The sequence below is a fragment of the Sphingomicrobium aquimarinum genome, from assembly GCF_039655735.1.
Lineage (GTDB): Bacteria > Pseudomonadota > Alphaproteobacteria > Sphingomonadales > Sphingomonadaceae > Sphingomicrobium > Sphingomicrobium aquimarinum.
In genome coordinates, this window is the sequence record NZ_JBBYXH010000002.1 from 713,346 (window position 1) to 727,935 (window position 14,590).

The window sequence follows — 14,590 nt, forward strand, 5'->3', positions numbered from 1 at the left end:
CGGGGCGCACGGCCTAGCCCTCGACGATTACTTCGTCACCGGTCTGGGTCAACGCGAAGAGCTTGGCGGCAAAGGCGTCGGGGAGGCGGATGCAGCCGTGGCTGGCGGGCGTGCCGGGGTTGTGGCCGCCGTGCAGCCCGATGCCGAAGCGATCCATCCGCTGATAATAAGGCATCGGCGCATTGTCGTACTTGCGGCTCTTGTAGTGACGGTGCTTGGAGAGGATCGGCCAGAAGCCCAACTGCGTCTCATGGCCTTCCTTGCCGGTCGATACCGACGAAGCGCCGACGAGCGTCTCGCCCTTCCAGGCGTAGGTCATCTGCGTTTTGAGGTCGACGACCACCTTGACCTCGCCGTCCTCGGGAATGGTCTCGGCCCAGACGAACTGGTTGGGTGCGAGCGCCTTTTTCCCGAACGTGTCGGCCATCGCGGCATGGCTGCGGGGGCCATGGCCGTGGCTCCAGCGATAGCCTTCGGGCATCACGAAGCCCACCGGCTCTTCGGCAACGGGGGCCGAGACGATCGGTTCGGGCGTAGCGGAGCAGGCCGCGAGCAGCGCGACGGGTGCGAGGAGGGCAATGCGGAAAAAAGCGTTCATGTGCCGGTCTTTAGACGTTTTCGCCGCGACATGGGCCAAGGCGACCGACCGTTCGTCGGCCACGCGCGGCCTTCGGTCGTAAACCGCGTTACCGAATTTCAGCCGAACATTTTCTTGATGCCGCGCGCAGCCTGCCGAATGCGTTGCTCGTTCTCGACCAGTGCAAGGCGAACATGGCCTTCGCCCTCTTCGCCAAAGCCGATGCCGGGCGCGACCGCGACCCCCGCCTCGGCGATCAGTTTCTTCGAGAATTCCATGCTTCCCATGCCGCGGAAACGTTCGGGAATAGGCGCCCAGGCGAACATTGTCGCTTCGGGCGGCGGAACATTCCAGCCCGCACGGGCGAAACTGTCGACCATCACGTCGCGCCGCCGCCGATAGAGGGTGCGGTTCTCGGCGATAATGTCCTGTGGGCCGTTGAGCGCGGCGACGGCGGCGGCCTGGATGGGCGTGAAGGCCCCATAATCGAGGTAGGATTTGACGCGCTTCAAGGCCGCGATCATCTCGGCATTGCCGACCGCGAACCCGATCCGCCAGCCCGCCATCGAATAGGTCTTGCTCATCGACGTGAATTCGACCGCGACGTCATGCGCGCCGGGGACCTCGAGGATGGAGGGTGTCGGCGTGTCGCCGAAATAGATTTCGGCATAGGCGAGATCGGAGATGATCTTGAGCCGTTCCTCCTTCGCGAAGGCGACGACGCCCGCGTAGAAATCGAGCCCCACGGTCTGCGCGGTAGGATTGCTCGGATAGCCCAGCACCAGCACCTTGGGGCGCGGCACCGAGTAGCGCATCGCTTTCTGAAGTTTGTCGAAGAAGTCGGGCCCGGGCGCGGCGGGGATCGAGCGGATGGCGGCACCCGCGATGATGAAGCCGAAATGATGGATGGGGTAGCTGGGGTTGGGCGTCAGCACGACGTCGCCCGGTGCCGTGATCGCTTGCGCGAGGTTGGCGAAGCCTTCTTTCGACCCCAATGTCACGCACACCTCGGCATCGGGATCGAGCGACACGCCGAAGCGACGGGCATAATAATCGGCTTGGGCCTTGCGCAGACCCTTGATGCCCGCGCTCGCGCTGTAGCGGTGCGCGGTCGGCTTGGCGGCAACCTCGGCGAGCTTTGCGATCACGTGCGCGGGCGGCGCGCCGTCGGGGTTGCCCATGCCCAGATCGACGATGTCGCGGCCCTTGGCACGCTCGGCGGCCTTCATCGCATTCACTTCGGCAAAGACGTAGGGCGGGAGACGCTCGATGCGATAATAGTCGCTCATTCTAGTCCTCGGTCGGATAGGGATTGGCGTTGGCGTAGGAGGGCAGGGAGAGACCGCGCGCGATCGCCGCGCCGCGAAGGGCGAAGCCGAGCAGCGCGGCGATGCTGCCGGCGATGAGGATCGGAAAGCCGAGAAGTGTCATGACGACGAAACTCCCCGAGGTCAGCGCGGCGGCGGTGACATAAAGTTCGGGGCGCATGAGGATCGAGGGTTCATTGGCCAGCACGTCGCGGATGATGCCGCCCACGCAGGCGGTCATCACGCCCATGACGATCGCGGGCAGTGGCGCGATATCGTAGCGCAGGGCCTTGGAGGCTCCGTATACCGAATAGGCGGCGAGCCCGATGGCGTCGAACCAGAGCAGCGGCTTTTCGGACTTCTGCAGGCCTTTGATGAACCAGACGGCCAGCGCGGCGGCGGTGATGACGAACAGGGTTTCGTTGTGCTGGACCCAGAAGACGGGTGCGCCGATCAACAGGTCGCGCAGCGTGCCGCCACCAACGCCCGTGACGAGCGCGAAGAAGAAGAAGGTGACGAGCGTCTGGCCCTTTTTCGCTGCGAGGAGAGCGCCGGAAACGGCGAAAACGCCGATCCCGACGAAGTCGAGCAGTACCAACGGGCCGGAAGGAATGATGTCGGGCTCCATTTCCTCGCCCATAACGGAGCCAAGCGACGGTGCAATCCATTTAGGCTATGGCGAGGTGCAAGGAGAGGCGCATGAGCGACGACAAGCAGGCAGGGCCCGAGGACTGGGCCGCGATGATGGCGACGACGCAGAAGATGTGGATGGACGCCTGGGCGGACAGTTTCGGCGCGAGTGCGCAGAAACCCGGCCTCGGCTTTGCACCGCCACCGGGCAATCCGATGGGCGCGGACCCCATGGAACTGATGAACGCGGGGGCCAAGGCGTGGACCGACGGAATGCAGGCGTGGGGCCAGATGATGGCCGACATGCAGGCGGCCGGCTCCAAGCCCGACCGCCGTTTTTCGGCGGAGGAATGGTCGGCCCATCCGCTGTTCGCCGCGATGAAGCAGAATTATCTCGCCTGGAGCGAGAAGATGATGGGGACGGTGGATGTACTCGACGGCCTCGATGAAGACGCGCGCGAGACGCTGCGTTTCGCGACGCGCGAGTTCGTCGACGCGATGAGCCCCGCCAACTTCGCCCTGACCAATCCCGAAGTGCTGGCGCGCGCGGCGGAGACCAAGGGCGACAGCCTGGCGCAGGGCATGAGTAATTTCCTCGCGGACCTCGCGAGCGGGCAGGTGACGCAGTCGCCCGAAGGGGCGTTCGAATTGGGCAAGGATCTGGCGACGACGCCGGGGAAGGTGATCCTCGAGACCGAGCTCTTCCAGCTGATCCACTACGCACCGACGACCGACATGGTGTTGGCGACGCCGCTGGTGATCTTCCCGCCGTGGATCAACCGCTTCTACATTCTCGATCTCACGCCCGAAAAAAGCTTCGTGAAATGGGCGGTGGACCAGGGCGTGTCGCTGTTCATGGTCAGCTGGAAGTCGGCCGACGAGAGTATCGCGCATATCCAGATGGACGATTATGTCGCCGCGCAGGAACAGGCGATCGACACGGTGCGCGACCTGCTGGACGTCGAGGCTGTCCACACGATCGGCTATTGCGTGGCAGGCACGGTGCTCAGCATGACGCTCGCGCAGCTGGCGGCGCGCGGCGAGGCGGACAAGGTCGCGAGCGCCACTTTCTTCACCGCTCAGGTCGATTTCGAGGATGCGGGCGATCTTACCATGTTCGTCTCCGACGAGACGCTGGCGACGCTGGGACAGCTTTCGGCCGAGACGGGGGTGACCGACGGGCGGGTGCTGGCGGCGACCTTCAACCTGCTCCGCGGGCGCGACCTCGTCTGGAATTATGTCGTCAACAACTACCTCATGGGCAAGGAGCCGCGACCCTTCGACCTGCTGCACTGGAACGGCGATGTGACGAACCTGCCGGCCGCTTGGCATCGCGATTATCTGGCGCGGCTCTATCGCGACAACTTACTGGTGCAGCCCGGCGCGATCCAGATCGGCGGCCATCCCATCGACCTCACGATGATCGAGACGCCGATGTACGTGCAGGCTGGTGAGCAGGACCATATCGCGCCGGCGGCGAGCGTCTGGAAGATCCAGGATCATGTGCAGGGACCCGTGCGGTTCCTGCTCGCGGGGTCGGGGCATATCGCGGGAGTCGTCAATCCGCCCAATGCGAACAAATATCATTATTCGGTCCTGGACGCGGGGGCGAGCGCAGACAGCCTCGAGGCGTTCCAGTCGCAGGCGAAGCGAAGCGAGGGCAGCTGGTGGCCCGACTGGATCGACTGGCTGAAGGGCATCGACAGCGCCGAAGTCGACGCGACCGGCGCACGGATCCCGGGCGAAGGGAAGCTCGAGCCCATCGAGGACGCGCCGGGGCGCTACGTGAAGACGCGCTAGATCCCGCCGAGAAGGACGAGACGAAGCACCATCAGCACGAGGATGATCGCGTTGAAGTTGCGGCCCGAGGTCTTGGACGACAGCGCGCCCACGATCACACCGATGATAGGGATGATCACCCAGAACAGGTTGGTCCAGCCGAACAGCGGAACCTGCCCGATGATCAGGAACGGGATGGCGATGATGCCGATGAGGATCGAGACGATATTGAGCATGATCTTGATATAGGATCAGATCGACTGTTCTACAAGGCTAACACGCTTGGACCGCCGCGCATCGCGCACCAGCGAGATCGTGTAGAGGATGACGGCGATCCAGATGGCTGCGAACGCGATCATGCGTGTGGGCGTGAACGCTTCCCCGAACAGGAGAACGCCGAGCAGGAACTGCACCGTGGGCGCGGAAAATTGCAGGATGCCGACGGTCGAATAGGGCAGGCGCCGGGCGCCCTCGGTGAAGAGCAGCAGCGGCACGCAGGTGACCGCGCCCGAAGCGAGGATCAACCAGAGATGGTAGGGTTCGGGGCCGAAGAGCGGATCGCCCATGTCGCGAAAGAAGATCAGCCAGGCGGCGAACAAAGGTGCGAGCAGCAGCGTCTCGACGAACAGACCGGGGGCGGCGCCGACGTCGACCTGTTTGCGCAGAAGGCCGTAGAGCGCGAAGGAGAAGGCGAGCGTGAGCGTGATCCACAGGTCGCCGAGCGCGCCGAAGGCCAGCACGCCGACCCCGATGCTCGCGACGCCGAGCGCCGCCCAGCGAAAGGGGCCGAGCTTCTCCTTGAGGATGAAGTGGCCGAGCAGGATGTTGAGCAACGGATTGAGATAATAGCCAAGGCTGGTGGCGAGCACGCGGCCCGAATTGACCCCGACGACATAGACGACCCAGTTGATCGCGATCAGCACCGCGCTGGCGAGCAACGTCCACATGACGCGCCGGTTGGCGAGCGCCGTGCGAACCGCGTCCCATTTGCGAACCGCGGCGATGAACAGGGCGAGCGTCGGAACGCCGAGCACGACGCGCCACGAGACGATGTCCATCGAATCAATGGGTAACATCGCCTTGAAGAAGAGGGGGATGACGCCCCACAGCCCGAAGGCGGTGATGGCGTAGGCATAGCCGCTCCGGGTTCGGGCATCATCGGACATGATCGTGCCGCTGCTGTCCCGCTGCGGGAATGTCAATCGCCTTGCGCAACCCATCGCCGCACGTCACGTTGAGCCGGCATGACCGCCCTTCTTCGCCTTGCTTTGTCCTGCGCCGCGACGGTGGCGCTTTCGGGCTGCGCGGCGCTGGAGCCTGAACGGCAGGGAATGGTCGTCCCGAGCGAACCCGTCAGCGCGGCGGGCGTCGACCCCGATGCCGACTGGCGCGGCTATGCGGCACCCGCGGATGCCGACCGGATCGATACGCTCGGCGATGCCTGGACCGAAGGACTGGAAACCGCGCGAGGCAAAGGGTTCGTGAGCGCGATCGAGGACGAAGGCGCGCTCCTCGATCCCGACGGCGCCCTCGAACGCCCCGATCCGACGCCGGGCAGCTACCAGTGTCGCCTCGTCAAGCTCGGCGCTGCAAAGTCCGGCGACCCCGCTTTCATCGCCTACAATCCCTTCTTCTGTTACGTCGAGATCGAGGACGAGAATTTCACGATCGTGAAGCAGACCGGCAGCCAGCGCCCGACGGGGCGGCTGTACGATGCAGGCTCGCGCTATATCTTCCTCGGCAGTCTGGCGCTCGGAAACGAACGCGAACCCTTGGCCTATGGCGAGGATCCCGAGCGCGACATGGCAGGGGTGTGGGAACGGGTCGGCCCGTTCCGCTGGCGGCTCTCGATCCCCTATCCGCGCAACGGCGGCATCCTCGACGTCTTCGAACTGGTGCCGACGCCCGACCAGCCTTAACGTCTGGCACCATGGCAATCGACGACCCAGAAGAAGTGCGCGCGCATCTGGTCGGCGCGGCGCAGGCCGGCACCGCGCTGACCTATTCGGAAATTCTCGAACATCTCGGCTATCGCTTCTCGCGCCCCAAGATGCGCGCCCTGTGCGCCACGCTCGCCGACGTCGATGCCGATGCGCGGGGGCGTGGCGAGCCCGAGCTTGCGGTGCTGGTCGTTCGCCAGTCGGACGGGCTGCCCGGGCAGGGCTGGTGGATCGGACTTGACACGGGCGACTATAGAGGCCCGTGGGAAGGGCCCGAGGCCGCGCGCTATATCGCAGCGTGCCAGCAGAAGGTCTTCGACTATTGGGCGGCGAGGCGCTAGGGAGCGGCGCATGAGCGACGATGTCCGCACCTATACCGTGGACGAGGAGGATGACGGCATCCGCCTCGACCGATGGTTCAAGCGCCACCAGCCCGAGACGAGCTTCGGCACGATCGCCAAATGGGCGCGTACCGGGCAGTTGCGCCTCGATGGCGGGCGCACCAACCCCGGCGACCGCATCGGCACGGGCATGCAGATCCGCGTGCCGCCCGATCACGAACCGCAGGTCGAGAAGCGCGAAAAGCCGAAGGTCGAACTGACCGACGATGAACTGGACGCGGTGCAGGCGATGGTGATCGCCAAAACGCCCGATGCCTTTGTGCTCAACAAGCCGCCGGGCCTCGCGACGCAGGGCGGGACCAAGACCAATCAGCATCTCGACCGCCTCCTGAACGGACTCGACGAGGACGAAAAGGGCAAGCCCAAGCTGGCCCACCGGCTCGACAAGGATACGTCGGGCGTCATCCTCGTGGCGCGCGGGCCGCGGGCGGCGGCGCATTTCTCGAAAGCCTTCGCGGGGCGGACGGCGAAGAAGGTCTATTGGGCGATCGTGGCGGGCGTGCCCGAGGTCTCGGACGGGATCATCGACCTGCCGCTCGCCAAGCAGCCGGGTTCGGGCGGCGAGAAGATGCACGTCGACATGGAAGGCGGCCAGTCGGCGCGCACCAAGATCCGCGTCATCGACCGCGCCGGCCATCGTGCCGCCTTCGTCGAGCTGCAGCCGCTTACGGGCCGCACCCACCAACTGCGCGCGCATATGGCGGCGGTGGGACATCCGATCGTGGGCGATGCCAAATATGGCGGTGCCGACGCGATGCTGACGGGGGGTATCAGTCGCAAGTTGCACCTCCACGCACGGCGTCTGCGGATCGATGCGCCCGGCGGCAAGACCATCGATCGACAAGCCGATCTGCCGCCGCATTTTTCCGACAGCCTCGCCAACCTCGGCTTCGAGGCGCGCGATGGCGACAACCTGCCGCTGACCGCCCCCGATCCTGGGCAGAGTCTCGAGGCGAAGATCCGGCGGAAGAAGAACATCCAGAAGGATCTCAAGAAGGTCCGCAAGACCGAGCGTCGCAGTCGCGGCGCAAGAGGGCGGGCCAATCCCGCACGCGGCAAGCCGGGGCGCAAGGGGCCGCCGAAGGGGCGTGGGCGGTGAACGATGCCGTGACCAAACTCGCGATCTTCGATTGCGACGGCACGCTCGTCGATAGCGGTGCGACCATCCACCAGGCGCTGGATCAGTCGCTCAGGCGCCACGGGCACGACTGTCCGCCGCGCGAGGAGGCCCAAAAGGTCATCGGCCTGTCGCTGGTGGAAGCGATGCAGGCACTCATTCCCGACGCCGATCATGCCGCGCTGGCAGAGACCTACAAGGAAGCCTTCGTCGATCTGCGGCAGCGGGGCGAAGCCGTCGAGACGCCTTACGATGGCATCGATGATCTCCTGAAAGCCTTCCGTATCGAGGGCTGGACGCTGGCGGTCGCGACGGGGAAGTCCGAAAAGGGGCTGCACCACGTGCTCGACCTGCACGGCTGGCACGATCTCTTTAAATGTCTCCACACCGCAGACCGTCATCCCTCCAAGCCCAACCCGTCGATGATCTATTCGGCGATGAGCGATTGTTATGCCGAGGCCAAGGACACCGTGCTCATCGGCGATACCGCGCACGACATGCGCATGGCGCGCAATGCCGGCGTGGGGGCGATCGGAGTCACCTGGGGCTATCACTCGACACAGGAACTGGACGAAGGCGGCGCGCATGCGATCGCCGCCAAGCCCGAGGACGTGCTGACGCTGTCGCAGGCCTGGCGCGCGGGCGCGTGGTGGGAAGACGGGCAGTGAGCGTCAGCGATGCGGAGTGGAAGCGCCGGTTCGAGGCGTTCGCGCTGGTGCGGATGACGGGCGTCGTGCTGGTGCTCGCCGGAGCGCTGCTGGGCGCACGCAATCCGCTGGGAGAGGATCAGCCGGTGCTGGGCGTCTTGCTGGCGCTCGCCGGCGTCGCCACCGGCTTTGGCGGGCCGCGGCTGTTACGCCGTCGGTGGGAAATGGCCGACCGCGCGTGAAACGGTTCTGGAAAGAGGCCGCCGTCGTCGAACGCGAAGACGGCTGGGGCGTCGTGCTGGACGGGCGCGACGTCCAGACGCCGGCGCGCAAGGCGCTCGTGGTGCCGAGCGAGGCACTGGCGAACGCGATCGCGGATGAATGGAACACTGTCGGCGAGGGCGACATCGACCCGCGCGACATGCCGCTGACGGGGCTGGCCAATGCCGCGATCGATCGCATCGAGAACGGCCGCGACGCCTTTGCCGACGAGCTTGCAGGTTTCGCGACGAGCGAATTGTGCTGCTACCGCGCCGACCATCCGGACGCGCTGGCCGAGCGCGAAGCAGAAGCGTGGGACCCGCTCCTCGACTGGGCGGCGCAGCGCTACGATGTCGCGTTCGAGCGCACCTCCGGCATCGCGCCGGTCGACCAGCCCGAGACGACGCTCGAGCGGCTGGCAGGAGCCGTCAGAAGCGAGGATGCGTTCGCTCTCGCGGGGTTGACGCCGCTGGTGCGGATTGGGGGCTCGCTCGTGGCGGCGCTCGCCGTGCGGCACGGGGCGGTGGCGCCCGAGGCGGCGTGGGACGCGGTCGAGGTCGATCGGCTGTACCAGAACGAGCAATGGGGCGCGGACGAGGAAGCCGAAAAGGCCGCCGCCGCACGGCGCGCGGATTTCCTCGCGGGCGCGCGCTTTCTTGAACTTCTCTAGTTGGGGCGCTCGACCATCGCGCGAACGACATTGGGCAGATCGGGATGGCGGATCTTGCGAAGCCGCTCGGCCTCGACGATCGATTTGACCTGCGCGAGGCACATTTCGACATCATCGTTGATGAGGACGTAATCGTAGCTGTCCCAGTGGCCGATCTCGCTGGCGGCGCGCTTCATTCGAGACTTGATCACTTCCTCGCTGTCGGTCGCGCGGCTGCGCAGGCGCCGTTCGAGCTCGGCCATCGAAGGGGGCAGGATGAAGATCGGCACCAACTCGTTGCCGAAGGCATATTCGAGGCTCTGCGTCCCCTGCCAGTCGATGTCGAAGAGGATGTCGCGGCCGTCTTTCAAGGACTGCTTGATCGGCTCCTTGGGGCTGCCGTAGCGATGGTCGAAGACATAGGCCCATTCGGCGAATTCGCCGGCTTCGACCATCTCGTCGAACTTCGCGTCCGATACGAAGTGATAATGCACGCCGTCTTCCTCGCCGGGACGAGGCGGACGCGTAGTGGCGCTGACCGACATGGAAATCGTCGGGTCGGCGGCCATCAGCGCGCGGCTGATCGTGGTCTTTCCGGCCCCCGAGGGACTGGACAATACGATCAGCAGACCGCGGCGATCTTTGGAGAGCCGTTCCATCGCGAATGGATGGCGAGCGCGGGGCCGCGCGTCAAGTCGTTGCCCAGCCGCGACGAACCATTGTGCATCGCAGCATAGACCTTGACATATTGTGCGCTGCACCATAAAATGGGTGCAACAAAGAGATAGGAAGAACGAGACGATGACCGATCAGAAGAAACTTGACGAAACCGCGAAGAAAGCGGTCGAGAATAACGAAAAAGCCGTTGCCGACGTGACCGCGAAGGTCGCCGAGACGCAGACGAAGGCGGTCGAAAAGACTGCTGCTGCTGCGAAGAAGACGGTGAAGAAATCCGCCAAGGCCACCACCGCTGCCAACCGCAAGGTCGCCAAGGCCGCCAAGAACAACATCGACGCCGCTGCCAAGGTCGCGCCGAACAAGAATAAGGGAAAGAAAATGACCAATTTTGACATGAACAGCTGGTTTGGTGGCTACGACATGCCGAACGCCGACAAGGTCGAGGAACTGATGGCGAACGCCGGCAAGCAGGGCGAAGAGCTGATGGCCAAGTCGCGCGCCGCGACCGAGGAACTGGCCGAGATGGCCAAGGCCAACGTCGAAGCCGTGATCGAAGCCACGCGCATTGCCGCCTCGGGTGCCAAGGATCTCGGCACCGAGATGATCGAGGACAGCCGCAGCCAGTTCGAGCGTGGCTCGGACAATCTGCGCCTCCTCGCCGAAGCCAAGACCCCGGCCGAGTTCATGAGCCTCCAGGCCGAACTCGCCAAGTCGAGCTTCGATCGCATGATTTCGGAATCGAGCAAGCTGACCGAACGCATGGTCAAGCTCGCCGGTGACGCGATGCAGCCGGTTTCGAACCGCGCCAGCGTCAACGCCGAAAAGGTCAAGAGCCTGATGGCGTAAGCCTCGGTAAAGACCGATCGAGAAGAAGGGCCGCCTTCCCATTGCGGGACGGCGGCCCTTTTCTTTTGGAAGCCGGTGTGGACGTATCGCCCTGTTGCGATGCGCGTGCGCCATCCCATATCAGGTGCCGTGATGCTTGAACTGACGAATCAGCCGATGATGGCGGGTCCTGCCGACGAGGACGACGATACCGATACCGGCGTCGCGGTCCGCACGCGCCCCAAGACCAAGAAGCCCAGCAACTACAAGGTGCTGATGCTCAACGACGATTATACGCCGATGGAATTCGTCGTTCTCGTCCTCCAGCGCTATTTCAATATGGGCATCGAGGATGCGACCCGCGTGATGCTGCAGGTCCACCAGCAGGGCGTCGCGATCTGCGGCGTCTTTCCCTACGAGGTGGCCGAGACCAAGGTCAGCCAGGTGATGGATTTCGCGCGCGAGAACCAGCACCCGTTACAGTGCACGCTCGAGAAGGCGTGAGCCTGCCCTTGCGCTGAGCGTCGGCGGCGCTAAGCCCTTTTCCCCATGGATACGATCTGGATCGAAGGCGGCAAGCGGCTCGAGGGGAAGATCCCCATTTCGGGCGCGAAGAATGCCGTGCTCACGCTCATCCCCTGCGCGCTGCTCACCGAAGAGAAGCTGACGCTGTCGAACCTGCCGCGTCTTGCGGACGTCGACAGTTTTTCGCACCTGATGAACGAGCTTGGCGTCGGCACCGCCTTTGCGGGCAAGAAGGGCGGACGCACCAACCGCGCGATCACGCTCGATGCCAGCCATATCGATTCGACCGTCGCGCCCTACGAGCTCGTCCGCAAGATGCGCGCCTCGATCCTCGTGCTGGGGCCGATGCTCGCGCGGATGGGCGAGAGCACCGTCTCGCTCCCCGGCGGCTGCGCGATCGGCGATCGGCCCATCGAACTGCATCTGCGCGCGCTGGAAGCGATGGGCGCCGATATCGAGCTGGCCGAGGGTTATGTGAAGGCGAGCGCACCGGGCGGGAAGCTGCCTGGGGGCGAATATACGTTTCCGGTTGTTTCAGTCGGCGCGACCGAAAATGCGGTGATGGCGGCGACGCTGGCGACGGGTCAGACCCAGCTGTTCAACGCCGCGCGCGAACCCGAAATCATCGACCTGTGCAATTGCCTCGTCGCGATGGGCGCCAAGATCGACGGGATCGGATCGGGACACCTCATCATCACGGGCGTCGAAGCGCTGCACGGGGCCGAGTACGAGGTCATGCCGGACCGGATCGAGGCGGGCAGCTACGCCTGTGCGGCGGGAATCACCGGCGGGTCGATCGAGCTGGTCGGCGCGCGTTCGGGCGACATGTTGGCGACCACCAATGCGCTGGCGGCGGCTGGGTTGCTCACCGAGTTCACCGACGAAGGCATCAAGGTCTCCGCCACCGACAAGCTGCGTCCGCTCGCCATCTCGACCGCACCCTATCCGGGCTTCGCGACCGACATGCAGGCGCAGTTCATGGCGATGATGACGCTCGCGGACGGCGACAGCTTCATGGAAGAGACGATCTTCGAGAACCGCTATATGCACGTTCCCGAACTCCGCCGCATGGGCGCCGAGATCGAGACGCGCGGGCGCAGCGCGATCGTGCGCGGCGTCGAGGGGCTGACGGGCGCCAAGGTGATGGCGACCGACCTGCGCGCCTCGATGAGCCTCGTGATCGCGGGGCTGGCGGCGAAGGGCGAGACCGAAGTCCTTCGCGTCTACCACCTCGACCGCGGCTACGAGCGGCTGGAAGAAAAGCTGGCGGCGGTCGGCGCGACGATCGAGCGGCGCTCGGAGTAGCGGGTGACGACCGACTTCGAGCGGTTGGGTTACCTTCATCTAGCAGGCGCTATGTCCTGCGATGAGCTTTCATTCGGCAAGAATTTGTTCGAGCGCTTGGCCGGGCGCCCCGGCCTCCGACTGCACAATCGAAAGGAGGCCGGACCGCTATTGGCCGAGCAGTCCAGCCTTGTCCGCGCCGCGAGCCGACTTTTGCAGGGCACAGCGCGGCCAGTTCGTATTACGCTCTTCGATAAAGAGTTGCAGACCAATTGGGGCGTCGGATGGCATCAGGACCGCACGGTGGCGTTGGCAAAGCGGACCGATGCTATCGGATTTGGGCCTTGGACAGTTAAGGACGGGATTCCGCATGCCGAGCCGCCCGTCGCCTTGCTGCAGGAAATGATCACCCTGAGGGCGCATCTCGATCCAGTCGATCGCGACAATGGCGCGTTGGAAGTTCTTCCCGGATCACATCGTGAAGGCCGCATCTTAAAAAGCAAGTTGGAGGCGCGGGCGAACCAAGCGGACGACGTGTACCGATGCTTTGCGGCCGCTGGCGACCTGTGGGCTTATCGGACCTTGATCGTCCATCGATCCGCTCCTTCCGTTACTCATCGACGCCGCCGCGTTTTGCAGATTGATTTCGCGATAGGTCATCCCGGCGAAGGCCTCGAGTGGGCGGTAAATTAAATCCCAAGCTTCCCCAGCGCATGCAGGCTCGCACCGACGAGCCCGCCCACCAGCGTTCCGTTGATGCGGATATATTGAAGATCGCGCCCGACCGCGCCCTCGAGCCGGTCGGTAACCGTGGACGTGTCCCACGAGCGGATCGTGTCGCTGACGAGGGTGACGATGCTGTCGCCGTAGCTCGCCGCCATGCCGACGACGGTTCGGCGGGTGAAGCGGTTGATCGCGGTTTTGAGGCGCTCGTCTTCCTGAAGGCTGGTCCCCATCGACTGGAGCACGTCGCCCAATTGCCCCGCCATGGCGGTATCGGGGGCATGGGCGGTGTCGACGATGCCCTTGCGGAAGCGTTGCCACAGATCGTCGAGCCAGAGCGTGAAGCTGTTGTTCTCGAGCGCGCGGATTTTCCACGCCTCGACCTTGGTCTGCAGCGCGGGGTCGGTCTGGAGGTCGTTGGCGAAGTCGGCGAGGCGATGCTCGATCTGGATGCGGACAGGGTGCGCGGGATCACCCTCCATGTCGCGGAAAAGCTTCCGTAGCCCTTCCACGATCTGGTCGGCGATCTTTTCATCGACCGTCGCCATGCGCAGCAGCCAGCTGGTGCGCTTATGCACCATGTCGCGGATCATATGCTCATTGTCGTCGAGCGCGTCGGCGAGATAGGCAACGGCCTTGTCGATGACGGGCAGGTGGCGGTCCTCGTTGATGGCGACCGCGAGTGCGCGGCCGAGGACGGGCGCGACCTGCATCCGCTTGAGACGCGTGGCGAGCGCCTGCTTGGCGATCCCGCCCAGGCGTTCGTCGTCGAGGCTTTCGAAGGCATCGGCGATGAGACGGCTGGCGCCCGCGCGCATCCGGCTTTCCGCGCCCGAGGGGCGAGCGAGGAAGCGACCCAGCGCTCCCGCCACGTCGGTCCGGCGCATCCGGCGCGCGATGACGGGGGGCGTGAGGAAATTCTCCTTGAGGAAGCGCGACAGGGCGTTCCCGATCCGCTCCTTGTTGCGCGGAATGATGGCAGTGTGCGGGATGGGGAGGCCGAGCGGATGGCGGAAGAGCGCGGTCACCGCGAACCAGTCGGCGAGTGCGCCGACCATCGCGGCCTCGGCGAAGGCTTCGACCCATTCGAGCCAGGGATACGCGGGCTCGAGCTGGCGCGAACCGAAGTAGAGGACCGCCATCAGGAGCAGAAGTCCCGTGGCGAGCCGCTTCATGCCCCCGGCGCCTGGCTGGTCGGGCGAAAATCGCGAGAGGGAGGCGGGGCCGGTCATCGTCCCCGCCTAACG

General features: G+C 65.0%; 18 protein-coding genes. 11 read left to right on the forward strand and 7 right to left on the reverse strand.

From position 1 onward, the window contains the following. Positions 1 to 13: 13 nt before the first annotated feature. From WJS89_RS09655 to WJS89_RS09665, 3 genes are all read right to left on the reverse strand, one after another. The gene (locus tag WJS89_RS09655) at positions 14 to 598 is read right to left on the reverse strand and encodes a L,D-transpeptidase family protein (RefSeq protein ID WP_346340722.1); all 585 of its coding nucleotides are present in this window, start codon (positions 596 to 598) and stop codon (positions 14 to 16) included. A gap of 98 nt (positions 599 to 696) precedes the next feature. Beyond that, positions 697 to 1,866 carry an LL-diaminopimelate aminotransferase gene (locus WJS89_RS09660; protein WP_346340723.1) on the reverse strand — a complete coding sequence of 390 codons (1,170 nt, stop codon included), beginning with the start codon at positions 1,864 to 1,866 and terminating at the stop codon, positions 697 to 699. Position 1,867: 1 nt separating this feature from the next. Further along, the gene (locus tag WJS89_RS09665) at positions 1,868 to 2,524 is read right to left on the reverse strand and encodes a trimeric intracellular cation channel family protein (RefSeq protein WP_346340724.1); all 657 of its coding nucleotides are present in this window, start codon (positions 2,522 to 2,524) and stop codon (positions 1,868 to 1,870) included. A 101-nt stretch (positions 2,525 to 2,625) separates the two neighbouring features. Here WJS89_RS09665 and WJS89_RS09670 point away from each other — a divergent pair, with 101 nt between their 5' ends. Then, positions 2,626 to 4,314, forward strand: a complete 1,689-nt coding sequence (locus tag WJS89_RS09670) for a PHA/PHB synthase family protein (RefSeq protein ID WP_431994016.1) — start codon at positions 2,626 to 2,628, stop codon at positions 4,312 to 4,314. On the opposite strand, the gene WJS89_RS09675 is transcribed toward WJS89_RS09670, so the two are convergent. Continuing rightward, entirely contained in the window at positions 4,311 to 4,529 is a 219-nt protein-coding gene (locus WJS89_RS09675; protein WP_346340726.1) for a hypothetical protein, read from the reverse strand. The two genes, WJS89_RS09670 and WJS89_RS09675, sit on opposite strands and share 4 nt — an antisense overlap. A gap of 15 nt (positions 4,530 to 4,544) precedes the next feature. Then, on the reverse strand, positions 4,545 to 5,459 hold the full coding sequence (rarD, locus tag WJS89_RS09680; protein ID WP_346340727.1) for an EamA family transporter RarD: 915 nt from the start codon (positions 5,457 to 5,459) through the stop codon (positions 4,545 to 4,547). A 78-nt stretch (positions 5,460 to 5,537) separates the two neighbouring features. Here rarD and WJS89_RS09685 point away from each other — a divergent pair, with 78 nt between their 5' ends. The 6 genes from WJS89_RS09685 to WJS89_RS09710 are packed head-to-tail and all read left to right on the forward strand — an operon-like array spanning position 5,538 to position 9,329. Beyond that, entirely contained in the window at positions 5,538 to 6,212 is a 675-nt protein-coding gene (locus tag WJS89_RS09685; RefSeq protein WP_346340728.1) for a DUF4893 domain-containing protein, read from the forward strand. Positions 6,213 to 6,223: 11 nt separating this feature from the next. Next, positions 6,224 to 6,574, forward strand: coding sequence for a ribose-phosphate pyrophosphokinase (locus WJS89_RS09690; RefSeq protein ID WP_346340729.1), 351 nt, complete (start codon positions 6,224 to 6,226; stop codon positions 6,572 to 6,574). A 10-nt stretch (positions 6,575 to 6,584) separates the two neighbouring features. Continuing rightward, positions 6,585 to 7,733: an RluA family pseudouridine synthase gene (locus WJS89_RS09695; RefSeq protein ID WP_346340730.1), complete on the forward strand. Its 1,149-nt coding sequence runs from the start codon at positions 6,585 to 6,587 to the stop codon at positions 7,731 to 7,733. Then, a complete protein-coding gene (locus WJS89_RS09700; RefSeq protein WP_346340731.1) occupies positions 7,730 to 8,419 on the forward strand; it encodes an HAD-IA family hydrolase in 690 nt (229 codons plus the stop codon). The genes WJS89_RS09695 and WJS89_RS09700 overlap by 4 nt, the downstream gene beginning before the upstream one ends. Then, on the forward strand, positions 8,401 to 8,640 hold the full coding sequence (locus WJS89_RS09705; RefSeq protein WP_346340732.1) for a hypothetical protein: 240 nt from the start codon (positions 8,401 to 8,403) through the stop codon (positions 8,638 to 8,640). Before WJS89_RS09700 ends, WJS89_RS09705 begins: the two co-directional genes overlap by 19 nt. After that, positions 8,637 to 9,329 carry an ATP12 family chaperone protein gene (locus tag WJS89_RS09710; RefSeq protein ID WP_346340733.1) on the forward strand — a complete coding sequence of 231 codons (693 nt, stop codon included), beginning with the start codon at positions 8,637 to 8,639 and terminating at the stop codon, positions 9,327 to 9,329. The genes WJS89_RS09705 and WJS89_RS09710 overlap by 4 nt, the downstream gene beginning before the upstream one ends. On the opposite strand, the gene gmk is transcribed toward WJS89_RS09710, so the two are convergent. Next, positions 9,326 to 9,967: a guanylate kinase gene (gene gmk / locus WJS89_RS09715; protein ID WP_346340734.1), complete on the reverse strand. Its 642-nt coding sequence runs from the start codon at positions 9,965 to 9,967 to the stop codon at positions 9,326 to 9,328. The genes WJS89_RS09710 and gmk overlap by 4 nt on opposite strands. A 142-nt stretch (positions 9,968 to 10,109) precedes the next feature. Here gmk and WJS89_RS09720 point away from each other — a divergent pair, with 142 nt between their 5' ends. The 4 genes from WJS89_RS09720 (at position 10,110) to WJS89_RS09735 (ending at position 13,313) form a co-directional block, all read left to right on the forward strand. Next, positions 10,110 to 10,832, forward strand: coding sequence for a phasin family protein (locus WJS89_RS09720; protein WP_346340735.1), 723 nt, complete (start codon positions 10,110 to 10,112; stop codon positions 10,830 to 10,832). A 159-nt stretch (positions 10,833 to 10,991) separates the two neighbouring features. Continuing rightward, positions 10,992 to 11,315 carry an ATP-dependent Clp protease adapter ClpS gene (clpS, locus tag WJS89_RS09725; RefSeq protein WP_346341204.1) on the forward strand — a complete coding sequence of 108 codons (324 nt, stop codon included), beginning with the start codon at positions 10,992 to 10,994 and terminating at the stop codon, positions 11,313 to 11,315. A gap of 45 nt (positions 11,316 to 11,360) precedes the next feature. Next, positions 11,361 to 12,641 (forward strand): UDP-N-acetylglucosamine 1-carboxyvinyltransferase, encoded by a 1,281-nt coding sequence (gene murA, locus WJS89_RS09730; RefSeq protein WP_346340736.1) that lies wholly within the window; start codon positions 11,361 to 11,363, stop codon positions 12,639 to 12,641. Positions 12,642 to 12,644: 3 nt separating this feature from the next. After that, positions 12,645 to 13,313, forward strand: coding sequence for a phytanoyl-CoA dioxygenase family protein (locus WJS89_RS09735; RefSeq protein WP_346340737.1), 669 nt, complete (start codon positions 12,645 to 12,647; stop codon positions 13,311 to 13,313). Here the strand turns inward: WJS89_RS09735 and WJS89_RS09740 are convergent. Beyond that, entirely contained in the window at positions 13,310 to 14,518 is a 1,209-nt protein-coding gene (locus WJS89_RS09740; RefSeq protein ID WP_346340738.1) for a DUF445 domain-containing protein, read from the reverse strand. The two genes, WJS89_RS09735 and WJS89_RS09740, sit on opposite strands and share 4 nt — an antisense overlap. Between the last annotated feature and the right edge of the window lie 72 nt (positions 14,519 to 14,590).